The sequence below is a fragment of the Streptomyces sp. NPDC090499 genome (assembly GCF_044769305.1).
Classification (GTDB): Bacteria; Actinomycetota; Actinomycetes; order Streptomycetales; family Streptomycetaceae; genus Streptomyces.
The window spans coordinates 438,111-462,306 of record NZ_JBIVXP010000001.1 but is presented as its reverse complement, the minus strand read 5'-3'; the positions used below and the strand labels follow the sequence as shown (position 1 = coordinate 462,306).

Below are 24,196 nucleotides of genomic sequence, written 5' to 3'. Positions count from 1 at the left end.
TCCCGCCGTTTCCGGCCCGTTCGCGACTTCGGCGCAGCACCCCTCACCCGTCCGGGCCAACTGCCGCGCCGGTCCGGAAAACATCTCATAGCGTGACAGTATGAGTCACTCTCCGTGCGCCCGTACCGTCGTCAGCTGCACCCTGCTGGTGATCGCCCTCGGAGCGGGCGTCACCGCCTGCGGTTCGGACGGCAACCCCCTCGCGGACAAGCCGTACGACGCGGCGGACCAGATCTCCTTCAACACGCCCACCGGGACGGGGAAGCGGGCCGACCCCGACAAGCCCCTGGAGGTCGTCGCCAAGAGCGACGAGGACCGCATCACGGACGTCACGGCCCAGGACGCCACCGGCCGCTTCGTGGCGGGCGAACTCGACGCCGACGGCCGCCGCTGGCACAGCACCTCCCCGCTGGCCGCCAACGCCCACTACACGGTCCAGGTGAGCACCGAGGACGAGAACGGCGCGCCCGGCCGCAAGACCCTCACCTTCGACACCAACACGCCCGCCACCCGGCAGCGGCTGAAGGTCACCTTCGGCCCCAAGGCCGGCGAGTACGGCGTGGGCCAGCCGGTCACCGCCCAACTCGACCACGGGATCAAGGACAAGACCCAGCGCGCCATCGTCGAGCGCGCCCTCAGGGTCGACTCGGTCCCGGCCGTGGAGGGCTCCTGGTACTGGGTGAGCGACAAGGAGCTCCACTACCGGCCCAAGGACTACTGGCCCGCCCACGCCACCGTCCAGGTGCACAGCAACCTGGACGGCATCAGGATCAGCGACCGCCTGTGGGGCGGCCCGGCCCAGCCGCTCAAGCTCACCATCGGCGACAAACTCCTCGCCGTCACGGACGCCGCCGCCCACCAGATGACGGTCTACAAGGACGACAAGGCGATCAACCAGATCCCCGTCACCACCGGCAAACCGGGCTTCGACACCCGCAACGGCGTCAAGGTCGTCCTGGAGAAGCAGTACTTCGTACGCATGCGCGGCACCACGGTCGGCATCGCCGAGGGCACCTCGGACTCGTACGACCTGCCGGTCTACTACGCCACCCGGGTCACCTGGTCGGGCGAGTACGTGCACGCCGCGCCCTGGTCGGTGGGCTCCCAGGGCTATGCGAACGTCAGCCACGGCTGCACCGGCATGAGCACCTCGAACGCCGAGTGGTTCTTCGACACCGTTCACCCGGGTGACCTGGTGAAGGTCGTCAACTCCAACGGCAAGACGATGGAGAACTTCGGCAACGGCTTCGGCGACTGGAACCTCACCTGGCAGAACTGGCGCAAGGGCAGCGCCCTCACCGACGCCACCCAGGACGGCCAGAAGCCCCAGAACGCGGCGAGAGTGCAGCCGGCCGCCCTTTGAAACGCCCCCAAGGACAGCCGACCCAGGGGCGCGGGGCCGTATCCGATATGCGGCCGCCGCCGCGCGGGCGCGACCATCCACACACGGCCCGCACGCGCGCACTCAGCCCGCGCCCCACCCCACTAGGCGCTCTGCAGCCTCTTCTGCCGCAACAGGGACGCCAGAGCCGAGGCGAACTCCACCGGCTCCACAGGCAGCGTCACAGCCGCGTCCGCCCGGCTCCAGGTGGCGAGCCACGCATCCTGCGGCCGCCCGATCAGCAGCAGCACCGGCGGGCAGTTGAACACCTCGTCCTTGATCTGCCGGCACATCCCCATGCCCCCCATCGGCACGGCCTCGCCGTCGAGCACGCACACGTCGATCCCGCCCTTGTCCAGCTCGGCGAGGACCGCCGCGGGTGTCGCGCACTCCACGAACTCGACGAACGGCACATCGGGAGCCGGCCGCCGGCCGGCGGCGAGCCGCACCTGCTCGCGGGTGTTGGAGTCGTCGCTGTAGACCAGCACCGTGGCGGTCGGCTGCATTGTTCCTCCGAGACGTCAGCGTCGTACGGACAGGACCGATGCGCCGGATGCTACTCCCCTGAACACCTCGTCAACACCTGTTGGAACACCGCTTCGATGGGCCATCCGGGCACTACACAGGGGGCGGACACTCCGAACGGCACCCCCCGGAGTGAGCGCGAGATAAGCGACCGACATAATGTCGGTCGTGGCGACAGCAACGACAGTAGAAACCGGGCACGCGCACCCGTCGGTCAACAGGCCGAACCTCACCAGCGTCGGAACCATCATCTGGCTGAGTTCCGAGCTGATGTTCTTCGCGGCCCTCTTCGCGATGTACTTCACCCTGCGATCGGTGACCGGCGAGGCTCACTGGAAGGAGATGGCGAGTCATCTCGACATCCCCTTCTCGGCGACCAACACCACGATCCTGGTGCTCTCCTCCCTCACCTGCCAGCTCGGCGTGTTCGCCGCCGAGCGCGGGGACGTGAAGAAGCTCCGGGGCTGGTTCATCGTCACCTTCATCATGGGTGCGATCTTCATCGGCGGTCAGATCTACGAGTACACGAACCTGGTCAAGGAGGACGGCATCTCGCTCTCCTCCGACCCGTACGGTTCGGTGTTCTACCTGACCACCGGCTTCCACGGCATGCACGTGACGGGCGGCCTCATCGCCTTCCTGTTCGTCCTGGGGCGCACCTACGCGGCGAAGAGGTTCACGCACGAGCAGGCGACCGCGGCCATCGTCGTGTCCTACTACTGGCACTTCGTCGACGTCGTCTGGATCGGCCTCTTCGCCACGATCTACCTGATCAAGTAGCCGGGCCGGCACCACGCGCCGCAGAAGCGCACTTTCCAGAAGCATCGACGCAGAAGATCCTGACACCGGGGTAATCCGTGAAAAAGCTCTCCGCACGACGACGCCATCCGCTGGCGGCGGTCGTCGTCCTACTCCTCGCGCTGGCATGCACAGGGGGGCTGTACGCCGCGTTCGCACCCGCGGGCAAGGCGCAGGCCGATGAAACATCCCAGTCCCTGACCATCGAGGAGGGCAAGAAGCTCTACTCGGTCGGTTGCGCCAGCTGCCACGGCACCGGCGGTCAGGGTTCGTCCGACGGCCCCAGCCTGGTGGGCGTGGGCGCCGCGGCCGTCGACTTCCAGGTCGGCACCGGCCGGATGCCGGCCGCCACCTCGCAGGGCCCGCAGGTCGTCAAGAAGAAGAACATCTACACCCAGGCCCAGATCGACCAGCTCGCGGCGTACATCGCCTCGCTGGGCGCCGGTCCCGAGGTCCCGACCTCGGAGCAGTACGGCCCGGACGGTGCCGACATCGCCAAGGGTGGCGAGCTCTTCCGCACCAACTGCGCGCAGTGCCACAACTTCGTGGGCTCGGGTGGCGCGCTGACCAAGGGCAAGTTCGCACCGGACCTGCAGGGCGTCGACCCGAAGCACATGTACGAGGCCATGCAGACGGGCCCGCAGAACATGCCGTCCTTCCCCGACACGACGCTGACGCAGAAGAACAAGAAGGACATCATCGCGTACCTGAACGCGGTCAACAGCAGCAACACGGAGAACCCCGGCGGTCTCAACCTGGGCGGCCTCGGGCCGGTCAGCGAGGGTCTGTTCGCGTGGATCTTCGGTCTCGGTGCACTGATCGCGGTCGCCGTCTGGGTCGCCGCTCGGACCGCAAAGGCCAAGAAGTCATGAGTAGCCAAGACATTCCAGAAGAGAACCTGCCCGCTGAGCAGGACCACCACGCGCACGGCGCGGTGAGCGTCGCGGACGAGAAGGACCCCTTCTCGGACCCGGGGCTGCCGCCCCACGAGCACCGGATCCAGGACATCGACGAGCGGGCCGCCAACCGGTCCGAGCGCGTCGTGGCCATGCTGTTCACGGTGTCGATGCTGGCCACGGTCGGCTTCATCGCCTCCTATGTGACGATCCCCAAAGACAAGTCGATCTTCGTCTTCCCGATCGGTCACATCAGCGCGCTGAACTTCGCCCTGGGCCTGACCCTCGGCGCGGCGCTGTTCTGCATCGGCGCGGGCGCGGTCCACTGGGCCCGCACCCTGATGTCCGACGTGGAGGTCGCCGACGAGCGGCACGCCATCGCGGCCGAGCCGGAGGTCAAGGCCAAGGTCCTGGCCGACTTCAAGCAGGGCGCGAAGGAGTCGGCGATCGGCCGGCGCAAGCTGATCCGCACCACGATGTTCGGCGCGCTGACCCTGGTCCCGCTCTCCGGCGTCGTGCTGCTGCGCGACCTCGGTCCGCTGCCGGGCACCTCGCTGCGCCACACGGCGTGGTCGAAGGGCAAGCTGCTCGTCAACATGAACACCAACGAGCCGCTGCGTCCCTCCGACGTCGCCGTCGGCTCGCTGACCTTCGCCAAGCCCGAGGGCGTCGAGGAGTCCCAGGAGGACTTCCAGAACGTGATGGCGAAGGCGGCCCTGATGATCATCCGGCTGCAGCCGGACAACATCAAGGACAAGCGCGAGCTGGAGTGGTCGCACGAGGGCATCGTCGCCTTCTCGAAGATCTGCACCCACGTGGGCTGCCCGATCTCGCTGTACGAGCAGCAGACCCACCACGTGCTCTGCCCGTGCCACCAGTCCACCTTCGACCTCTCCGACGGAGCCCGAGTGATCTTCGGCCCGGCCGGTCACGCCCTGCCGCAGCTGCGCATCGGCGTGAGCGAGGAGGGCTACCTCCAGGCGCTCGGCGACTTCGACGAGCCCGTCGGTCCTGCCTTCTGGGAGCGCGGATGAGCACTAACGAGAACTCCGAGTCCCGCGCCGAGCGCGGGAAGGCACCGGCCGGCGAGCGTGTCGCCGACTGGGCCGACGGACGGCTCGGGATCTACTCCCTGGCCAAGTCCAACATGCGCAAGATCTTCCCCGACCACTGGTCGTTCATGTTGGGCGAAGTGTGCTTGTACAGCTTCATCATCATCATCCTGACGGGTGTGTACCTGACGCTGTTCTTCCACCCGTCGATGAACGAGGTGGTGTACCACGGCAGCTACGTCCCGCTCCAGGGACAGATGATGTCCGAGGCGTTCAGCTCGACCCTGCACATCTCCTTCGACGTGCGCGGTGGCCTGCTCATCAGGCAGATCCACCACTGGGCCGCGCTGATCTTCCTCGCCGGCATGTTCGTGCACATGATGCGCGTGTTCTTCACCGGCGCGTTCCGCAAGCCGCGTGAGATCAACTGGCTGTTCGGCTTCCTGCTGTTCGTCCTGGGCATGTTCACCGGTTTCACCGGTTACTCGCTCCCGGACGACCTGCTCTCCGGCACCGGTGTCCGCTTCACCGAGGGCGCCATCCTGTCGATGCCGATCGTCGGCACGTACATCTCGTACTTCCTCTTCGGCGGCGAGTTCCCCGGCCACGACTTCGTGGGGCGGTTCTACTCGATCCACATCCTGCTGCTGCCGGGCATCATGCTGGGCCTGGTGGTGGGCCACCTGATCCTGGTCTTCTACCACAAGCACACGCAGTTCGCGGGTCCCGGAAAGACCGAGAAGAACGTCGTCGGCATGCCGCTGCTGCCGGTCTACATGGCCAAGGCCGGAGGCTTCTTCTTCCTGGTCTTCGGTGTCATCGCGGCCATCGCGGCGACCACCCAGATCAACCCGATCTGGGCCATGGGCCCCTACCGTCCGGACCAGGTGTCCACCGGCGCCCAGCCCGACTGGTACATGGGCTTCGCCGAGGGCCTGATCCGCTACATGCCCGGCTGGGAGATCAACTTCTGGGGCCACACCCTGGTCCTGGGCGTCTTCATCCCGCTGGTCCTGTTCGGTCTGGTCCTGGGCGCGATCGCGCTCTACCCGTTCATCGAGTCCTGGGTCACCGGTGACAAGAGCGAGCACCACATCCTGGACCGCCCGCGCAACGCTCCGACCCGTACCGGGTTCGGTGTCGCCTGGGTGACGGTGTACATGGTGGGCCTGATCGGTGGTGGCAACGACCTCATCGCCACCCACTTCCACCTGTCGATCAACGACGTGACCTGGTTCGTCCGGATCTTCTTCTTCGCCGGACCGGTGATCGCGTTCATCGCCACCAAGCGGATCTGCATGGGTCTGCAGCGCCGCGACCGCGACAAGGTGCTGCACGGCCGCGAGACCGGCATCATCAAGCGGCTGCCGCACGGTGAGTTCATCGAGGTCCACGAGCCGCTCTCGCAGGAGCAGCTGCACACCCTCACGGCGCACCACCAGTACGAGCCGGCCCAGGTCGGCCCGGCGGTCGACGAGAACGGTGTCGAGCGCAAGGTCAAGGGCTCCGAGAAGCTCCGTGCCAAGCTGAGCAGCGCCTACTACGGCGAGGACAACCAGATCCCGAAGCCGACTGTCGAGGAGTACAAGGAGATCACGAGCGGCCACGGCCACCACTGATCGACCGCGTCGCCACGCCACAGCCGAAGGGCCCCGTCCGTACACCGGACGGGGCCCTTCGCGGTGCCCGGAGCTGGATAGGGTAGGCCCGAGACCGGTTATGTCCCGTACGACGATCAGGAGCGGCCGTATGAGCGCTGTGACCCCCGCTGGAGGCGACACCGCGGCGGGCCGTTCCTGGCCCGAGGTACTGAACGCGCTGCTGTACGGCCAGGACCAGAGCTCCGACGCGACGGCCTGGGCGATGGACCAGATCATGCGCGGCCAGGCCACCGACGCCCAGATCGCGGGCTTCGTCGTCGCCCTGCGGGCCAAGGGCGAGACCGTCGAGGAGATCAACGGGCTCGTCCGCACGATGTACGAGCACGCCAACGTCATCGAGGTGCCGGGCCGCACCGTCGACATCGTAGGCACCGGCGGCGACGGCGCGAAGACGGTGAACATCTCCACGATGTCGGCGCTCGTGGTGGCAGGCACCGGGGCGAAGGTCGTCAAGCACGGCAACCGCGCGGCCTCCTCCGCGTCCGGGGCCTCCGACGTCCTGGAGAAGCTCGGCGTCAACCTCGACCTGACCCCGCAGCGGGTCGCCGAGGTCGCCGAGGAGGCAGGCATCACCTTCTGCTTCGCCGTCAAGTTCCACCCGGCGCTGCGGTACGCGGGCGCCGCGCGCGGCCAGCTGGGCATCCGCACGGTCTTCAACATCCTCGGCCCGCTCACCAACCCGGCACGGGTCCGTGCCCAGGCCGTCGGCGTCGCCGACCCCCGCATGGCCCCCGTCGTCGCCGGCGTCTTCGCCGAACGCGGTCACTCCTCCCTCGTCTTCCGCGGCGACGACGGCCTCGACGAACTGACGACGACCGCCACGTCCCGCGTCTGGATCGTCCGCGACGGCAAGGTCACGGAGGAGACCTTCGACCCCCGTGACGTCGGCATCGGCCTGGTCCCCGTGGAGGCGCTGCGGGGCGGCGACCCGTCGTACAACGCGGAGGTCGCCCGCAGGCTGCTGGACGGCGAGCAGGGCCCGGTGCGGGACGCGGTGCTGCTGAACTCGGCGGCGGCCCTGGTGGCCCTCGACCCGGGCGCCGGGGCACTGGCCGAGCAGCTCCGGGCCGGCATGGACAGGGCGGCGGAGTCGATCGACTCGGGTGCGGCCAAGCGGGTGCTTGAGCGCTGGGCAGCCGCGACGAACAAGTAAGGGGCACGGCCGACGGTGCGGAGGCGCGGTCAGGCCCCGCCGGGCCCCGCCGTCGTGGTTGATCGCCGTTGCGGCGGAAAGAGGAAGACCGGCGCCGATGCTGGTGAAGTCGGCGACCGGCCTGGGTCTCATCCCGCCGCAACGGCACGCAACCCGACACGGTGTTGCCGACGGTGCCCAGCCGGCCAGGCTCCCGTCCCGTCATCCGGACACGGGTTGCGCGTCGGCGATCACTTCACCTAGGTTTTTTGCAGGTCATGAGTGACAGTCATGAGGCCCCGGCCGACTGTCCGGCAACCCTCCGTCCGTGGCGGGGTGCCCCGGGTGAAGACCAGGCCGTAGGCAGCGAGGTCTACGGCAAGCGCGGACCCCTCACGAAACACCAGGGGTCCTGGTCGTCGAGGGAGCCTTCTGTGAGCAAGCGAATGCGATAGGGCGCCGAGCCCCGCCTCCGCACACCCCTTTCACCCTTCCCCGTGCTTGAGCCGTACCGGTTCGCGCGGTGATTCCCCTTGCCTCTCACAGGAGTTCCGCCATGTCCGTCTCCACCGCTGTCGCCGCCCAGTCCGTCTGTGCCCCCCTGCCCGTTCTGGGCCGCGATGTCACCGTCCCGCTCGTCACCGGCGGCGAGGTCGCCTATGCCGCCCTCGACTACGCGGCCAGCGCCCCCGCCCTGCAGCGGGTCTGGGACGACGTCGCGGCGTACGCGCCCTACTACGGCAGCGTCCACCGAGGCGCCGGCTACCTCTCCCAGCTCTCCACGGACCTCTTCGAGAACGCCCGCCGGGCCGTCGCCGAGTTCCTGGACTGCCGCCCCGACGACCAGCTGGTCTTCACCCGCTCCACCACGGACTCCCTGAACCTCCTGGCCCGTGCCCTGCCCGCCGGCTGTCAGGTCTTCGTCTTCGAGACCGAGCACCACGCCTCCCTGCTGCCCTGGCAGGACGCCCGCGTCACCTACCTCGACGCGCCCCGCACCCCGCGCCAGGCCGTCGAGACCCTGGAACGCGCCCTCGCCGACCGCGATCCCCACGGCCCGGCCCTGGTCTGCGTCACCGGCGCGTCCAACGTCACCGGCGAACTGTGGCCCGTACGGGAGCTCGCGGCCGCCGCGCACGCCCACGGCGCCCGGATCGTCCTGGACGCCGCCCAGCTGGCCCCGCACCACCCCGTCTCCGTCCAGGACCTGGACGTCGACTGGGTCGCCTTCTCCGGCCACAAGCTGTACGCCCCCTTCGGCTCCGGCGTCCTCGCCGGCCGCGCCGACTGGCTCCAGGCCGCCGAGCCCTACCTCGCGGGCGGCGGCGCCAGCCGCAAGGTCACCCGGCGCGAGGACGGGGGAGTGGCCGTGGAGTGGCACGAGAGCGCGGCGCGGCACGAGGCGGGCTCGCCCAACGTGATCGGCGCCTACTCCATCGCCGCCGCCTGCAAGGCACTCACCGAGGCGGGCTTCGGCACGCTGGTCGCCCGCGAGCAGTACCTGATCGAGAAGGTGCGGGCGGGGCTGGCCGGGGTCCCCGAGGTCCGGGTCCTCTCGCTCTTCGGCGACGACGCCCCCCGCGTCGGCGTGCTCAGCTTCGTGGTGGACGGCTGGAACAGCTCCCACTTCGCCGCGGCCCTCTCCGCCGAGTACGGCATCGGCGTCCGCGACGGCCTCTTCTGCGCCCACCCGCTGGTCAGGACCCTGCTGGGCACCGACCCGCAGACCCAGGGCGAGTGCGGGGCGCCGGAGGCGGCACCGGGCGAGAAGTCCCTCAACGCGATCCGCGTGAGCTTCGGGGCGGGGACGCCGGACGAGCACGTGGAGCGCTTCGTGAACGCCGTGAAGGAACTGGTTGCCCACGGCGCCAAGTGGACGTACCGCACGGAAGAGGGCCGCTGCGTCCCGGCGGTGTGATCCAGGCCGACCTCAGGGGCAGCGCCCCGTCAGGGGCGCGGGGAACTGCGCGGCAAGCCCCCACCGGTCCGCAGTGTCGTCTCTGCGGGTGCGTCGTGGCTGATCGCGCAGTTCCCCGCGCCCCCAAAAGAAAAGAAGGGCACGCTGCAGCCGGCGGCGCCTACTAGCTGTCCAGGCCGATCGCGAACGCCGCCTCCAGGTCGTGCTGGGAGTACGTGCGGAACGCGACGTGCGTGTCCGTGCCCTCCACGCCCTGGATCTTGCTGATGCGGCCCGGGATCACCTCGGCCAGGTCCTCGTGCTCGCGCACCCGGACCATGGCGATCAGGTCGTACGTACCGGTGACGGAGAAGACCTCGCTGACGCTGTCCAGCGCGGCGATCTGTTCCGCGATCTCGGGGATCCGGTCCACGCTGGTCTTGATGAGGACGATCGCGGTGATCACGGCTGGTTCTCTCCCTCGGGTGCCGGAGCTGGGGCGACCTTCACTTTAGTGGTACGGCCGTACCGCACCCACGCGTAACCGAACCCGAGTCCGAAGCCGACCAGGTGGGCGAGGTAGGCCACGCCGGGGCCGGAGGGGGCCTGGTTCAGTGCCAGCCACTGGAGGGCCGCCCAGAAGGGGAGGACCACCCAGGCCGGGAAGCGGAGCGGGAGGAAGAAGAGGAAGGGCAGGAGACTGGTCACGCGGGCGCTGGGGAACAGGTACAGGAACGCCCCGAGGACGGCCGAGATCGCCCCGGACGCGCCCACCAGCGACTGCGGGGACGTGGCGTTGGCGACCGCGTAGCCGAGCAGCGCGAGATAGCCGCAGCCGATGTAGAAGAGAGTGAACTCCACGCGGCCCATCCGTTCCTCGGTCATCGCCCCGAAGACGAAGAGGAAGAGCATGTTACCGAGCAGGTGCACCCAGCTGCCGTGGATGAACAGCGCCGTGGCCGGGGTGAGCGCCTCCCGGACCGGACCGTCGAACAGGTCCGCGGGCACCACCCCCCAGTGCCGGAAATACGCCCGCTGGGCGGCCGCGAGGGCCTCACCGGTGCCGTAGGACGGGTTGAAGCCGGAGGCGGGGCCGAGCACGAAGATCAGGCAGCACACGGCGATCAGGGTGTACGTCATGGGCGCGGACGTGCCGCGCAGACTCCGCAGGGTCCGGGCCGCCGTCGTGTTCCAGTTGCCGATCATGGACATAGAGCATGGCGTAACCGGACGCAGTGGTGCAGATCGCCTCGCCGCCGCGGACAGGGCGGCGTCGAGTACCCGCCAGGCCGTAGGGTTACGAGCCACACGCGTCGGGACGGCGCGTCACGGACACTAGAAGGAAGCGAACGAGCCACGATGACGGTTCCCCTGCCGACCGCCACGACGCGGTGGCGCTGCACCCTCTGCGGCAACCTCACGCGCTTCGACGTGACCCGCTCGTCGAAGGTGGTCGAGTACGTCCACCTCGACCTGGCCGGTGAGCCGAAGGTCGAGGAGCGCGAGGTGGTCAGTGAGACCATCGAGTCGGTGCGCTGCCGTTGGTGCAACGCGGTGGACCAGGTGGAACTCGTGGACAGGCCGGGCGCCGACTCCTGAGACCGGGAGCGGCCCCGTACAGGTGATGGGGTGTGACGGATGGTGGAGACCACAGGCGGGGGGCCGGGCGACGGCACCGCCGAGGTGCTTGACCGTCCGTTGCCCGACGGTGTGCGACGGCGTGTCGTGCAGATCGTGTCGGACGGGTTCGGCGGCCTGACCCTCGCCGAACTGCCCGCACAGCTGCGACAGTACGCCCGTTTCGCCCCGAATCGCCGGGCCAAGTTCGCGGGGAACGCCATGGCGGCCGCGCTGGAGACGGACACCCTCTTCCGGCAGCGGATCGGGGAGAAGCTGAGAGAGGCCCAGCCGGAACTGGCCGGCGCCCTGGACTCCGGCTCCCCGCCCCCGGCCGCGGACCCGCTCGACGTGGCGGCCGCGGCCTATGTACTGCGCCCCGCGGGATGGGTGAAGCTCGTGGCGGCGGCCGGCGAGGAGGCCCAGCGCGCCGATGCCGAGCGGGCCGACGAGGAGAGCCGGGCCGAACTGGAGCGGCTGCGCGAGGAGCTGGACCGGGCCCGGGAGCAGACCCGGTCCGAGACGGAGCGGCTGCGCACCGAGCTGGACGCGGCGAAGAAGGAAGCCGAATCGCTTCACCGCAAGCTGCGGGCCGCCCTCAGTGACGTGAAGCGCGGCGAGGCGGCGCTGCGCAAGCTGCAGGGCGAGATGGAGACCGGGCGGGCCGAGGGGCAGTCCCTGGTGTCCGCCGCGGAGAGCGAGAGCCGGCGGCTCAAGGCCCGGCTCGGCGAGGCCGAGACGGCCCTGGAGGCCAGCCGGCGGGCCGCCCGGGAGGGGCGCAGCGTCGAGGACATGCGGCTGCGGCTGCTGCTCGACACCGTCCTCGACGCGGCCCAGGGGCTGCGCCGGGAGCTGGCCCTGCCGCCGGTGTCGGTGCGGCCCGCCGAGACCGTGGACGCGGTCGAACCGGGACGAATGACCCCGAAGGACATCGCGGCGCGCGCACTGTCGGAGCACGACCCGGCCATCCTCAACCAGCTGCTCGCGCTGCCCCAGGCGCACCTGGTCGTCGATGGCTACAACGTGACCAAGACCGGCTATCCGCAGATGCCGCTGGAGAAGCAGCGGCTGCGGCTGCTCGGCCAGCTCTCCCAGCTCGCCGCCCAGACCGGTGCCGAGGTCACCTGTGTCTTCGACGGCGCCGAGCTGGCCGCGCCGGTGCTGCTCGCCCCGCCGCGCGGGGTCCGGGTCCTCTTCTCCAAGCCCGGTGTCACCGCGGACGAGTTGATCCGCCAGCTGGTGCGCGCCGAGCCGCCGGGCCGGCCGGTGATCGTCGCCTCGACCGACCGCGAGGTCGCCGACGGGGTCGCGAAGGCGGGTGCCCGTCCGGTGGCTTCTGCGATGCTTCTGAAGCGACTGTCCTGAACGTGCAACCCGCATATGCAATGCCCGAATTGACCGAACCGTCACGCAACGTAGCGTCAATCGTGCATTACCGCTCGTGAGTTATGTGCAAAGAGTGCGTTGCGTGACCAGTTTTTTCGCTGCTGGGTTTGAACTGATCACAGGTAGGTCACTAGGGTCGGGCCTCGAACCTCCACACGGGTGATCACTCAAACGAAGGAGCCCGTCTCCGTGGCGTCCCATCGTCGACCCAAGCAGCCGAGCCGTGCGCGCGTGACCGTGCTCACCACCGCAGCGGCCGCCGCCGTAGTCCTCAGCGCCAACGCCGCCAACGCGGCGCCCAGCGAGAAGCTGACCAAGGACGAGGTCAAGGCGAAGGTCGACAAGCTCTACGAGGAGGCCGAGCAGGCCACCGAGAAGCTGGACGGCGCCAAGGACAAGCAGCAGAAGCTGCAGAAGGAGATATCCACGATCCAGGACAACGTGGCTCGTGGACAGGAGGACCTCAACAAGCTGCGGGACAGCCTCGGTTCGCTGGCCACCGCGCAGTACCGCTCCGGCGGCATCGACCCGTCGGTCCAGCTCTTCCTCTCGTCCGACCCGGACGACTACCTCGACAAGGCCTCCACGCTCGACCAGTTGAGCAGCCAGCAGGTCGAGGCCCTGAAGAAGATCCAGGACAAACAGCGCGAACTCGCCCAGGAGCGGGCAGAGGCCTCCGACAAGCTCAAGGACCTCTCCGCCACCCGCACCGAGCTCGCCAAGCAGAAGTCGGCCGTCCAGGGCAAGCTCGCCGACGCGCAGAAGCTGCTCAACACCCTGACCGCCAAGGAGAAGGCGGCCCTCGACGCCGAGCAGGCCCAGGCCGCCAGCCGCGCCTCCTCCCGCGTGGACCTCGGCAGCACGGGCTCCGCCTCCGGCCGGGCCGCCTCCGCCTTCGCCGCCGCCCAGTCCGTGATCGGCTCGCCGTACGTCTACGGTGCCTCCGGCCCGTCCTCCTTCGACTGCTCGGGCCTGACCTCCTGGGCCTACGCCCAGGCCGGCGTCACCATCCCGCGCACCTCCGAGGCGCAGGCCAACGCCGGCACCCGCATCTACAGCGCGAGCGACCTCAAGGTCGGCGACCTGGTCATCTTCTACGGCGACTACCACCACGTCGGCCTCTACGCCGGCAACGGCCAGGTGCTGCACGCCCCGCACACCGGCGCCGTGGTCCGCTACGAGGCGATGAGCGACATGACCTTCGAGTTCGGCGTCCGGATCTGACCACCGCCGAGACTCCGCGCCCCGTCAAGATCGCGATGCCCGGGCGTCCGAACGGGCGAACTGTTTCAGCCTGATGTACCCCCCGCCCCGCCTTTGACCTGCGTCAGAGGCGGGGCGTCCCGTTGTGCGGCCGGGAAGGGCCTTTGGCCGGTGCGTGTCCGCGCGGCTAGCATCGCCGCGTCCAGTGACGGAAGTCGCCGGACCTACCGCCGGACGGGCGGGAAGTCACGCCTGTGGAGACTGCGTAGGACCGACCCGCACGGGTCGGCGGCGGCCTGCGAAGCAGGAACCCGCGGTGGCGCCGCTGAGCGGCGCGGACCGGATCTCCTGCCCTGGGCGGGAGAGGGCGTCAATGTCTGGCGCGTTTCCCCCGACACCGGGGGAGACCGTCGGCGTCCGACGATCGGAAGGAATGCAGCTTCCCGTGGGGTCTCATCGTCGTCTCGCACCGTCGTCCGGGTTCAACCGGGGCGCCGGTGCCGCAATCTGCGTGCTGTCGGCCGCGGCCGCCGCGTTCGGTGCCGTACCGGCGAGCGCCGCCCCGCACGCCGACGCCCGTGCCGAGGTGGACCGGCTGTACCGGCAGGCCGAGGAGGCGACCCAGGCCTACGACAAGGCCGACGAGCGGGCCGGCTCGCTGCGCCGCGAGGTGAACGACTCCCAGGACCGCATCGCCCGCCAGCAGCAGCGCATCAACACCATGCGGGAGGCGCTCGGTTCGCTCGCCGGCGCCCAGTACCGCTCCGGCGGCATCGACCCCACCGTGGCCCTGCTGTTCTCCGACGACCCGCAGGACTACCTCGACCGGGCCTCCCTCCTCGACCGCGTCGACGCCCGCCAGGCCGGACAGCTCAGGCGGCTCCGGACGGCGATGCGCGAACTCGCCCAGGAGCGCACCGAGGCCGCCGGGAACCTCGCCGAACTGGAGAAGAGCCGCAAGGCCGTCGCCTCGCACAAGGCCGTCGTGGAACGCCAGCTCGCCAAGGCCCGGCGGCTGCTCAACACGATGCCCGCCGCCGACCGCGTCGCCTTCGAGCACGCCTCCCGCGGCGACGACCGCACCGCCCTGCCCGACCTCTCCGGCGCAGCCGTCCCCGACGCCCGTGCCGCCGCCGCGATCGCCGCCGCCCGCTCCGCCCTCGGCAAGCCCTACGTCTGGGGCGCCAGCGGCCCCTCCGGCTTCGACTGCTCGGGCCTGATGCAGTGGTCCTACTCGCACGCCGGCATCCACCTCCCGCGCACCTCGCAGGAGCAGCGCTACGCCGGCCACCAGGTCCCGCTCTCCCAGGCGCAACCCGGTGACCTGGTCGTCTACCGCTCCGACGCCAGCCATGTGGGCATGTACGTCGGCAACGGCCAGGTCATCCACGCCCCCTACCCCGGCGCCCCGGTCCGCTACGACCCGGTCGGCATGATGCCGGTCTCCTCCGTCACCAGGCCCTGACTTCCGGGCTCCTGCCCTTACGATCGGAAAGTGGCCGGTCGTGGACGGGTGTGGCGCTCAGGAGCGGTGGGGCTGTGTCTGCTGCTCCTGCCGCTGGCCGGATGCGGCGGCGGGCAGTCGTCGACCGGCACGGCGATGGCCGAGGTACAGCAGGTCCTGGACCGCCGCTCGGCGGCGGTCCTCGGCCACGACGAGCAGGCGTACGCCGAGACCGGCACCCGGAGCTCGTACTCCGACCTGCGGGCCGTACCGCTCGCGGACTGGAGCTACCGGCTCACCGCCCTCCACACCGACGGCGCCGGCGCCACCGCCGACGCGCGGCTCAGCTACCGGATACAGGGGTACGACAAGGCGCCGGTGACGACGGACCGGGCACTGACCCTCAGCCGCACGGCCGACGGACAGTGGTATGTCACATATGACAAGCCCGCCAAGAAGTCCGGGCAGCAGCTCTGGGACCAGGGCGAGGTGACCGCCGTCAAGAGCGCCCACGCCCTCGTCCTCGGCGTCGGCCAGTCCAAGGTCACGCTGCGCGACTACGCCCGGCTCGCCGACGCCGCCGTCCCCGAGGTCTCCAAGGCGTGGGGCACGGACTGGACGCAGCGGGTGGTCCTGCTGGTACCCGGGTCGCTGGACGGCATGGCGGGCCTGCTGGGCGCCCCCGCCTCCAACTACAAGGGCATCGCCGCCGTCACCACCGGGGAGGCGGGAGGCTCCGGCCAGGCACCGGCGGACCGGGTCATCCTCAACCCGGAGGCGTACGCGGTCCTCGGCACGGTCGGCAGGCAGGTCGTCCTCACCCACGAGACGACCCATGTGGCGACCCGCGCCCACACCACGGCCGCCACCCCGCTCTGGCTGTCCGAGGGCTACGCCGACTGGATCGGCTACCTCGACACCGGCCGCACGCCCGGCGAGGCGGCCCCCGAACTCGCCCGCGCCGTCGAGGCCGGAGACACCCCCGAAGACCTCCCCGCCGACCAGGACTTCGGCTTCACCGACGACCCCACCAAACTGGCCCAGGCCTACGAGGGCGGCTGGCTGGCCTGCCGGATGATCGCCGCCCACTGGGGCGAGCAGAAGCTCGGCGCCTTCTACCGCGCGGTCGGTGCGCACAAGCAGCGCGCGGGCGCCGTGGAGGACGCCCTGAGGACGGAACTCGGCACGACGCTGCCGGACTTCACCGCGCGCTGGCGGGACTACGTGACGGCGCAGCTGGGCGAGTGAGCCGGTCGCGGGCGGGCTCAGGAGGAGACCGGGGTCTCCTCCGCGCGGGCCGCCTGGGCCGGGAAGGGGGTGACGGCGTCCTCGGTCACCGTGGAGCGCCACAGGGCGCGGGCCGCGGTGACCGTGGCCGCCACCAGCAGGCCGTTGCGCAGCAGGAGCAGGGTGATGCCGTACCAGTCGCTGACCACGACGTGCGAGAAGCCGACCGGGAACTCCAGGACGGTCGCGAAGGCCGCCGGCAGGAGCAGGAGGGCCGGGAGGGTCATGCGGCTGGCGCGGAAGCAGAGGCAGACGGCGGCCAGGCCCACCAGCCACACCAGGTACTGGGGGCTGATCACCCGGCTGGTGACCGTGAACAGCAGGACGGCGGTGAAGGCCGCGTCCGCGAGCGTGTGGGAGCGGAAGCGGACCGCTGACAGCCGCCACAGCAGCAGCCAGCCGAAGGCGAGCGCGGTGAGCAGCAGGGCCGCCGTGCTCACCGCCTGCACGTGCGGGCCGAGGAATTCGATCGAGCCGTAGTTGAGCAGCACCTCGCCGTGCCAGCCGAAGTGCCGGGCGACGTGGAGGACCAGCGCGCCGAGGGACTCCACCTCGGTGCCCCGGTCCCGCTGGAAGGTCAGGAACGAGAACGCGCCCGGCATGGCCACCGCGAACAGGGTGCCGACCGCGCCCGCCGTGACGGCCGCGGCTGCCCAGGCCCGCCGCCGTACGGCACCCACGAGGAGCAGCGCCGGCCACACCTTCACCATCGCGCCGAAGCCCGCCAGCGCGCCCATGAGCCGGGGGTGCCGGGCCCCGGCGAGCAGCGCGGCGACGGCGACGGCGGTGACCATCAGGTCGTAGCGGGAGTAGACGGTCGGGCCGAGGAGCGGGACGCCCAGCACCCAGACCCAGGCGCCGCGCAGGGTGCGGCCGGGGCGCGGGCCGGCGTAGAGGAGGAGGGAGAGGACCACCAGGTCGGCGAAGCAGGCCAGGACGAAGAAGGCGGTCGGGTAGTCGAGGAAGGGCAGCAGGCCGGGGGAGAGGATCGCCAGGGCGGCGGCGGGCGGGTACTGCCAGGTGACGTCGTCCAGGGGAAACGTTCCGTGCCGCAGGACCTCGAACCACCCCTGGTAGATGACGGAGACGTCGCTGGTGACGTCCGCGCCGGGGAAGACGAACACCTTCAGGACGAACAGCAGCAGCACCAGCCGGGTGGCACCCCAGGTGACCAGCAACAACGCCAGGGCACGCCGCACGCCCGTCCTGTCCACCTGAGCCCCTGTCCGTCGGCATCGCCGTGTCGAGTGGGCCACATGATCTCCCGGTGTCCTGTGCGGGTGCCATGAAGCACGGCCGAACACACTGTGCAGGTAGGGTCGGCGCCGATGAACAAGACCCTCGTCGTGACCAATGACTTCCCGCCCCGGCCGGGCGGTATCCAGGCCTTCCTGCACAACATGGCGCTGCGTCTGGACCCCGAGCGGCTCGTCGTCTACGCGTCCACCTGGAAGCGGGGCCGGGAGGGGGGCGAGGCCACCGCCGCGTTCGACGCGGAGCAGCCCTTCACCGTCGTACGCGACCGTACGACGATGCTGCTGCCGACGCCCGGGGTGACCCGGACGGCGGTCGGGCTGCTGAGGGAGCACGGGTGTACGTCGGTGTGGTTCGGGGCGGCGGCTCCGCTGGGCCTGATGGCGCCGGCGCTGCGGAGGGCGGGGGCGGAGCGGCTGGTCGCCACGACCCACGGGCACGAGGCGGGCTGGGCCCAGCTGCCCGCGGCCCGACAGCTGCTCGGGCGGATCGGGGAGGCGACCGACACGATCACCTATCTCGGCGAGTACACGCGGTCCCGGATCGCGACCGCGCTCAGTGCGCGGGCGGCCGGGCGGATGGTGCAGCTGCCGCCGGGGGTGGACGAGAAGACCTTCCATCCCGGGTCGGGCGGGGACGCGGTTCGGGCGCGGCTGGGGCTGAGCGGGCGGCCGGTGGTCGTGTGCGTGTCGCGGCTGGTGCCGCGCAAGGGGCAGGACACGCTGATCCTCGCGATGCCGCTGATCCTGGCCGCCGAGCCGGACGCGGTGCTGCTGATCGTGGGCGGCGGGCCGTACGAGAAGGAGCTGCGGCACCTGGTCCGGGAGACCGGGGTCGAGGCGTCGGTGCGGTTCACGGGGGCGGTGCCGTGGGCCGAGCTGCCGGCGCACTTCGGCGCGGGCGACGTGTTCGCCATGCCGTGCCGGACCCGGCGGGGCGGGCTGGACGTGGAGGGGCTCGGGATCGTGTACCTGGAGGCCTCGGCGACCGGGCTGCCGGTGGTGGCCGGGGATTCGGGCGGGGCGCCGGACGCGGTCCTCGACGGGGAGACCGGGTGGGTGGTGCGGGGCGGGTCCCCCGAGGAGGCCGCCGAGCGGATCGTGGCGCTGCTGGGAGACGCGGAACTGCGGCAGCGGATGGGGGAGCGCGGGCGGCGCTGGGTCGAGGAGCGGTGGCGGTGGGATCTCCTTGCGGAGAGGTTGAAGGAGTTGCTGTAGAGGGCCGGGTCGCGTTCCGTCCGCGGGTGCGTTGCGGCTGGTCGTGCAGTTCCCCGCGTTCCTCCGGGGCGCGTTGTCACTAACTCTGTCGCAGCTCTAGGCGGAACCGGGAAATCCGCACATGCTGCGCACATGACAGCAAAACTGATGCAGCGTCAGCTGACGAGACGTCACATCCTGGGCATGATCGCCCTCCAGACCGCCGCAGCGGCCGGTCTCACCCGGGTCGGGCTCCAGTCGGCGCAGGCCGCCGAGGAAGCGGCCGACGTCGACAACGCGCCCGCGATCGTGGTCGGTTCGGGGTACGGCGGGGCCGTGGCCGCGCTCCGGCTCGGACAGGCCGGGGTGCGCACCCTCATGATCGAGATGGGCCAGCTGTGGAACACGGCCGGCTCCGACGGCAAGATCTTCTGTTCCACCGCCGCCCCGGACAAGCGGTCCATGTGGTTCAAGACCCGCACCGAGGCCCCGCTCGCCACCTTCCTCTGGCTGGACGTCGTCAACAAGGACATCGCCTCCTACGCGGGAGTGCTCGACCGGGTGCACTACGACAACATGTCCGTGTACGTGGGGCGGGGTGTCGGCGGCGGGTCGCTGGTCAACGGCGGGATGGCCGTGACCCCGCTCCAGTCGTACTTCACCGAGCAGTTCCCGACCGTGGACGCGACCGCGATGTACAACACGTACTTCCCGCGCGCCCGCACCATGCTCGGCGTCAACACCGTCGACGCCACCTGGTTCGAGTCGACCGAGTGGTACCAGTTCACCCGGACCTCCAGGAAGGCCGCCGCCAACACCGGGCTCAAGACCACCTTCGTGCCCAACGTCTACGACTTCGGGTACATGCAGCAGGAGGCCGCCGGCACCGCCACCAGGTCCGCGCTCGCCCAGGAGGTCATCTACGGCAACAACTACGGCAAGAAGAGCCTCGACAAGACCTACCTCGCCGCCGCCCTCGGCACCGGCAACCTCACCATCCACACCCTGGAGAGGGTGAAGGCGATCACGCGGGCGGGCGACGGGTCGTACGTGCTGAGCGTGGACCGGATCGACACGAGCGGGAACGTCGTCGAGAGCAAGCAGTACAGCTGTACCTACCTGTTCCTCGGTGGCGGGAGTCTCGGGACCACCGAGCTGCTCGTCCGGGCCCGGGACACCGGGGCGCTGCCCGCGCTCAACTCCAGTGTGGGGGCGGGCTGGAGCACCAACGGCAACACCATGCTGGGCCGCGCCAACCACATCTGGGACACCACCGGAGCCAACCAGGCGACCATGCCGGTCATGGGCATCGACGACTGGGCCAACACCGACAACCCGGTCTTCGCGGAGATCGCGCCGCTGCCCATCGGGTTCGAGACCTGGGTGAGCCTGTACCTGGCGATCACCAAGAACCCGCAACGGGCCTCGTTCACCTACGACGCGGCGAGCGGTGGGGTGAAGCTGGGCTGGACCACGGCGCAGAGCGCGGTCTCGGTCGCCATGGCCAAGAAGCTGTTCGACCGGATCAACGCGGCCAACGCGACGATCTACCGGTACGACCTGTTCGGGTCCGGCAGCAAGGTCTTCGCGGACGACTTCTGCTACCACCCGCTGGGCGGCTGCGTACTGGGCCAGGCGACCGACAACTACGGCAGGGTGAAGGGGTATTCGAAGCTGTACGTCACGGACGGCTCGCTGGTGCCAGGGAACATCGGCGTGAACCCGTTCGTGACCATCACCGCGCTCGCCGAGCGGGCGATGGAACGGGTTCTCGCCGAGGACTTCTGACCACCTGGAGGACGCCCCGAGTGCCGCGCTACTTCTGGTAGATGGCCTCGATCTCGTCCGCGTAGTCCTTCGCCACCACGTTGCGCTTGAGCTTCAGGGACGGCGTCAGGTGGCCCGACTCCTCCGAGAACTGGGAGGACAGAATGCGGAACTTCCGCACCGATTCCGCCTTCGACACCGCGGCGTTGCCGTCGTCGACGGCGTCCTGGATCGCAGCGATCAGATCCGGGTCGTCACGCAGCGACGCCGCGGTGGCACCGGCCGGCTTGCCGAGGTCGGCCGCCCAGCGGGGCAGGAACTCCTCGTCGACGGTGATCAGCGCGCCCACGAACGGCCGCCCGTCGCCGACCACCATGCACTCCGCGACCAGCGCGTGCGCGCGGATGCGGTCCTCGATCACGGCCGGGGCGACGTTCTTGCCGCCCGCGGTGACGATGATCTCCTTCTTGCGGCCGGTGATCCTGAGGTAGCCGTCCTCGTCCAGGGTGCCGATGTCCCCGGTGTGGAACCAGCCGTCGGCCAGCGCCTCGGCGGTCGCGCCCGGGTTGTTCCAGTACTCCTTGAACAGGTGCTCGCCGTGCAGCAGCACCTCGCCGTCGTCCGCGATCCGGATCACCGAGCCGGGCAGCGGCTGCCCCACCGTGCCGATCTTGGTCCGGTCCCAGGGGTTGAACGCGGTCGCCGCGCAGGACTCGGTCAGGCCGTAGCCCTCCAGGACCGTGAAGCCGATGCCGCGGAAGAAGTGGCCCAGCCGCTCGCCGAGCGGGGCGCCGCCGGAGATCGCGTACTCGCCCCTGCCGCCGAGCACCGCGCGCAGCTTGCTGTAGACGAGCTTGTCGAAGGTCTTGTGTTTGATCTTCAGGCCGAGCGTCGGGCCCGACGGCGTGTCCAGCGCCTTGCTGTACGCGATGGCGGTGTCCGCGGCCTTGTCGAAGATCTTGCCCTTGCCGTCCGCCTGCGCCTTGGCGCGCGCCGAGTTGTAGACCTTCTCGAAGACGCGCGGGACGCCGAGGATCAGCGTCGGCCGGAAGGCGGCCAGCTCGTCGGTGAGGTTCTTGATGTCCGGGACGCAGCCCAGCTTGATCGGCGCCATCATCGGGGCGATCTGGACGAGGCGGCCGAAGACGTGCGCGAGCGGCAGGAAGAGGAGGACGGAACACTCGCCGGTGCGGAACAGGGGGCGCAGTCGCTCCACGATGTTGCCGCACTCCGCGAAGAAGGCGCGGTGGGTGAGGACGCAGCCCTTGGGGCGGCCGGTCGTACCACTCGTGTAGACGATGGTCGCCGGGTCGTCCGCCTTCGCCAGCGAGCTGCGCTCGTCGACCGTGGCGTCGGTGACGCCCTGGCCGAGTCTGCCGAGTTCCTCCAGGGCACCGGCCTCGATCTGCCAGACGTGCTTGAGGGCGGGCAGCGTCTCGCGCACCGACTCGACCGCGGCCGTGTGGCCGTCCAGTTCGACGATGCAGGCGGTCGCGCCGGAGTCGCTGAGGATCCACTGCACCTGCTCCGGCGAGCTGGTCTCGTACACCGGCACGGTGACCGCGCCGGTGCTCCAGATCGCGAAGTCGAGGAGCGTCCACTCGTAGCGGGTGCGCGACATCAGGCCGACCCGGTCGCCCGGCTGGATGCCGGCGGCGATGAGGCCCTTCGCCGCCGTGTGCACCTCGGCCAGGAAGGCGGTGGCGGTCACGTCCGTCCACACACCCCCGACCTTGCGGGCCATGACGGCTACGTCGGGATGCTGCGCGGCGTTTCTGCGGACGATGTCGGTCAGATTGCCGTCCGCGGGGACCTCGTACAAAGCCGGAAGGCTGAACTCGCGCAAGACTGCTGCTCCTCATAGGGCGCCGACGCCACGACGTTGTGCGATGCGACGGTGCGGTCCAAGGCTCGGGCAGGTGCTCAGGGCTTCGCACGGGCTGGAAGATCCGTTGGTTGAATTCCTGAGCACGACTGGACTGCCCGGACGTTACCCGCCGGTATGGCTTCTTCGACAGGGGGGTCCGGCGAGATGTTCGGTGCGTCACACGGGTTGGTGTTCCTCCGCGTACGGTAGTCCACGGCTTTAGTGACTGACCAGTAACCGCAGGCCCGGCCATCGCCTGTTCACGTTTGCCGCACAGGCCTACGCTTGATCACCATGGCAGCCACACCCTCCGGCACCCGCAGGACCCGCGTCCACGTGGTCAGCGACGTGCACGGCAACGCCCGTGACCTGGCCAGGGCCGGCGACGGCGCGGACGCCCTGATCTGTCTCGGCGACCTGGTCCTCTTCCTCGACTACGCCGACCACTCCCGCGGCATCTTCCCCGACCTGTTCGGCGTCGAGAACGCCGACCGCCTCGTCGAACTCCGCACCGCCCGCCGCTTCGAGGAGGCCCGGGAACTCGGTGCCCGGCTGTGGGGCGGGATCGGCACGGACCGGGCGACGGCGATCGAGAAGGCGGTACGCAAGCAGTACGCCGAGATGTTCGCGGCGTTCCCGGCACCGACGTACGCGACGTACGGCAATGTCGACATGCCGCCGCTGTGGCCGGAGTACGCCGGTCCGGGCACGACGGTCCTCGACGGTGAGCGGGTCGAGATCGGCGGGTGGGTCTTCGGCTTCGTCGGCGGCGGGCTGCGCACCCCCATGCGCACCCCCTACGAGATCTCCGACGAGGAGTACGCGGCGAAGATCGAGGCGCTCGGCGAGGTCGACGTGCTCTGCACGCACATCCCGCCGGAGGTGCCGGAGCTGGTGTACGACACGGTGGCGCGCCGCTTCGAACGGGGCAGCCGCGCGCTGCTGGACGCCATCCGCCGTACCCGGCCCCGGTATTCGCTCTTCGGCCATGTCCACCAGCCGCTGGTGAAGCGGATGCGGATCGGGGCCACCGAGTGCGTGAACGTCGGGCACTTCGCCGGTACCGGCCGGCCCTGGGCGCTGGAATGGTGACGACCCCGGACAGGGGGTGAAGTCGGCTGGTCGGACGCGCGGTAGCCTTCACGCGGCACGCGTGTGCGCACGCCCGCGCACGCCGACCCCCTTTACCGGTCCCACCGGTCCCACCGGCCCGCATCTGGAGGAGCCACGGCGATGGCGGAACACACCAGCTCGAACATCACGATCGAGGCGGCCCCGGCCGACGTCATGGCGGTCATCGCCGACTTCGGGCGTTACCCGGACTGGACCGGCGAAGTGAAGGAGGCGGAGGTTCTGAAGACCGACGCCCGGGGCCGTGCCGAGCAGGTCCGCCTGGTCATGGACGCCGGCGCGATCAAGGACGACCAGGTCCTCGGGTACACCTGGACCGGCGACAACGAGGTCTCCTGGACGCTGGTGAAGTCCCAGATGCTCCGCTCCCTGGACGGCTCGTACCTGCTGAAGCCGGCGGGCGCGGGTTCGACCGAGGTCACGTACTCGCTGACCGTCGACGTCAAGATCCCGATGCTCGGGATGATCAAGCGCAAGGCGGAGAAGGTCATCATCGACCGGGCACTGGCGGGGCTGAAGAAGAGGGTGGAGTCGGGGGAGAAGTGACGTAGGGACGCGTCGCGGGGGTACCCGTGGCGGTCCGGCTGCGGGTCCGTGGGGGTTGCTCGCGCAGTTCCCCGCGCCCCTGAAGGGGCTTCTTAGCTGCGGGCAGTCGTGCCGCTGGGGCGGCACGGGTGGGCGCAGCGGCACCCGGCAAGCGCC

21 protein-coding genes and 1 riboswitch are annotated in these 24,196 nt (G+C 70.1%); of the genes, 16 read left to right on the top strand and 5 right to left on the bottom strand.

All coding sequences use genetic code 11. From position 1 onward, the window contains the following. Positions 1-100 precede the first annotated feature (100 nt). Entirely contained in the window at positions 101-1,363 is a 1,263-nt protein-coding gene (locus ACIQVL_RS02115; protein WP_403474026.1) for an Ig-like domain-containing protein, read from the top strand. Positions 1,364-1,485: 122 nt separating this feature from the next. On the opposite strand, the gene ACIQVL_RS02110 is transcribed toward ACIQVL_RS02115, so the two are convergent. Then, on the bottom strand, positions 1,486-1,887 hold the full coding sequence (locus tag ACIQVL_RS02110) for a hypothetical protein (protein WP_403431220.1): 402 nt from the start codon (positions 1,885-1,887) through the stop codon (positions 1,486-1,488). A 178-nt stretch (positions 1,888-2,065) separates the two neighbouring features. On the opposite strand from ACIQVL_RS02110, the gene ACIQVL_RS02105 reads away from it, so the two are divergent. The 6 genes from ACIQVL_RS02105 (at position 2,066) to ACIQVL_RS02080 (ending at position 9,363) form a co-directional block, all read left to right on the top strand. Then, positions 2,066-2,686 (top strand): heme-copper oxidase subunit III, encoded by a 621-nt coding sequence (locus ACIQVL_RS02105; protein ID WP_189260663.1) that lies wholly within the window; start codon positions 2,066-2,068, stop codon positions 2,684-2,686. A gap of 77 nt (positions 2,687-2,763) precedes the next feature. Beyond that, positions 2,764-3,576, top strand: coding sequence for a c-type cytochrome (locus ACIQVL_RS02100; protein WP_403431223.1), 813 nt, complete (start codon positions 2,764-2,766; stop codon positions 3,574-3,576). Beyond that, positions 3,573-4,634, top strand: a complete 1,062-nt coding sequence (locus ACIQVL_RS02095; RefSeq protein ID WP_403431226.1) for a Rieske 2Fe-2S domain-containing protein — start codon at positions 3,573-3,575, stop codon at positions 4,632-4,634. The genes ACIQVL_RS02100 and ACIQVL_RS02095 overlap by 4 nt, the downstream gene beginning before the upstream one ends. Beyond that, positions 4,631-6,271 carry a cytochrome bc complex cytochrome b subunit gene (locus ACIQVL_RS02090; RefSeq protein WP_403431228.1) on the top strand — a complete coding sequence of 547 codons (1,641 nt, stop codon included), beginning with the start codon at positions 4,631-4,633 and terminating at the stop codon, positions 6,269-6,271. The genes ACIQVL_RS02095 and ACIQVL_RS02090 overlap by 4 nt, the downstream gene beginning before the upstream one ends. Positions 6,272-6,401: 130 nt before the next feature. Beyond that, a complete protein-coding gene (trpD, locus tag ACIQVL_RS02085; protein WP_403431231.1) occupies positions 6,402-7,466 on the top strand; it encodes an anthranilate phosphoribosyltransferase in 1,065 nt (354 codons plus the stop codon). Between the two features lie 253 nt (positions 7,467-7,719). Further along, positions 7,720-7,836, top strand: a riboswitch (SAM riboswitch). A 165-nt stretch (positions 7,837-8,001) separates the two neighbouring features. Then, positions 8,002-9,363 carry an aminotransferase class V-fold PLP-dependent enzyme gene (locus ACIQVL_RS02080; protein WP_403431233.1) on the top strand — a complete coding sequence of 454 codons (1,362 nt, stop codon included), beginning with the start codon at positions 8,002-8,004 and terminating at the stop codon, positions 9,361-9,363. Between the two features lie 163 nt (positions 9,364-9,526). Here the strand turns inward: ACIQVL_RS02080 and ACIQVL_RS02075 are convergent, their stop codons facing one another. Further along, positions 9,527-9,808 (bottom strand): Lrp/AsnC family transcriptional regulator, encoded by a 282-nt coding sequence (locus tag ACIQVL_RS02075; RefSeq protein ID WP_024882613.1) that lies wholly within the window; start codon positions 9,806-9,808, stop codon positions 9,527-9,529. Then, positions 9,805-10,548 carry a rhomboid family intramembrane serine protease gene (locus tag ACIQVL_RS02070; protein ID WP_403431442.1) on the bottom strand — a complete coding sequence of 248 codons (744 nt, stop codon included), beginning with the start codon at positions 10,546-10,548 and terminating at the stop codon, positions 9,805-9,807. Before ACIQVL_RS02070 ends, ACIQVL_RS02075 begins: the two co-directional genes overlap by 4 nt. A 153-nt stretch (positions 10,549-10,701) precedes the next feature. On the opposite strand from ACIQVL_RS02070, the gene ACIQVL_RS02065 reads away from it, so the two are divergent. The 5 genes from ACIQVL_RS02065 (at position 10,702) to ACIQVL_RS02045 (ending at position 16,240) form a co-directional block, all read left to right on the top strand. Beyond that, positions 10,702-10,941 carry a hypothetical protein gene (locus ACIQVL_RS02065; RefSeq protein ID WP_009309707.1) on the top strand — a complete coding sequence of 80 codons (240 nt, stop codon included), beginning with the start codon at positions 10,702-10,704 and terminating at the stop codon, positions 10,939-10,941. Between the two features lie 39 nt (positions 10,942-10,980). Beyond that, entirely contained in the window at positions 10,981-12,324 is a 1,344-nt protein-coding gene (locus ACIQVL_RS02060) for an NYN domain-containing protein (RefSeq protein WP_403431236.1), read from the top strand. A gap of 210 nt (positions 12,325-12,534) precedes the next feature. Continuing rightward, positions 12,535-13,569: an NlpC/P60 family protein gene (locus ACIQVL_RS02055; protein ID WP_393808026.1), complete on the top strand. Its 1,035-nt coding sequence runs from the start codon at positions 12,535-12,537 to the stop codon at positions 13,567-13,569. A 424-nt stretch (positions 13,570-13,993) separates the two neighbouring features. Continuing rightward, positions 13,994-15,013, top strand: coding sequence for an NlpC/P60 family protein (locus tag ACIQVL_RS02050; RefSeq protein WP_403474024.1), 1,020 nt, complete (start codon positions 13,994-13,996; stop codon positions 15,011-15,013). Positions 15,014-15,043: 30 nt separating this feature from the next. Then, positions 15,044-16,240 (top strand): hypothetical protein, encoded by a 1,197-nt coding sequence (locus ACIQVL_RS02045; protein WP_403431242.1) that lies wholly within the window; start codon positions 15,044-15,046, stop codon positions 16,238-16,240. A 17-nt stretch (positions 16,241-16,257) separates the two neighbouring features. On the opposite strand, the gene ACIQVL_RS02040 is transcribed toward ACIQVL_RS02045, so the two are convergent. Further along, positions 16,258-17,493, bottom strand: coding sequence for a glycosyltransferase 87 family protein (locus ACIQVL_RS02040; RefSeq protein WP_403474023.1), 1,236 nt, complete (start codon positions 17,491-17,493; stop codon positions 16,258-16,260). 114 nt (positions 17,494-17,607) lie between these two features. Here ACIQVL_RS02040 and ACIQVL_RS02035 point away from each other — a divergent pair, with 114 nt between their 5' ends. Continuing rightward, a complete protein-coding gene (locus tag ACIQVL_RS02035; RefSeq protein WP_403474022.1) occupies positions 17,608-18,750 on the top strand; it encodes a glycosyltransferase family 4 protein in 1,143 nt (380 codons plus the stop codon). Between the two features lie 183 nt (positions 18,751-18,933). Further along, the gene (locus ACIQVL_RS02030; RefSeq protein WP_403474779.1) at positions 18,934-20,517 is read left to right on the top strand and encodes a GMC oxidoreductase; all 1,584 of its coding nucleotides are present in this window, start codon (positions 18,934-18,936) and stop codon (positions 20,515-20,517) included. A 28-nt stretch (positions 20,518-20,545) separates the two neighbouring features. On the opposite strand, the gene ACIQVL_RS02025 is transcribed toward ACIQVL_RS02030, so the two are convergent. Continuing rightward, on the bottom strand, positions 20,546-22,342 hold the full coding sequence (locus ACIQVL_RS02025) for an AMP-dependent synthetase/ligase (RefSeq protein WP_403474021.1): 1,797 nt from the start codon (positions 22,340-22,342) through the stop codon (positions 20,546-20,548). Between the two features lie 315 nt (positions 22,343-22,657). Between ACIQVL_RS02025 and ACIQVL_RS02020 the strand changes: the two genes are divergently transcribed. Beyond that, on the top strand, positions 22,658-23,455 hold the full coding sequence (locus tag ACIQVL_RS02020; RefSeq protein WP_403431251.1) for a metallophosphoesterase: 798 nt from the start codon (positions 22,658-22,660) through the stop codon (positions 23,453-23,455). Between the two features lie 141 nt (positions 23,456-23,596). After that, complete coding sequence (locus tag ACIQVL_RS02015; protein ID WP_393808033.1) at positions 23,597-24,040, top strand: SRPBCC family protein; 444 nt, start codon at positions 23,597-23,599, stop codon at positions 24,038-24,040. Positions 24,041-24,196 lie beyond the last annotated feature (156 nt).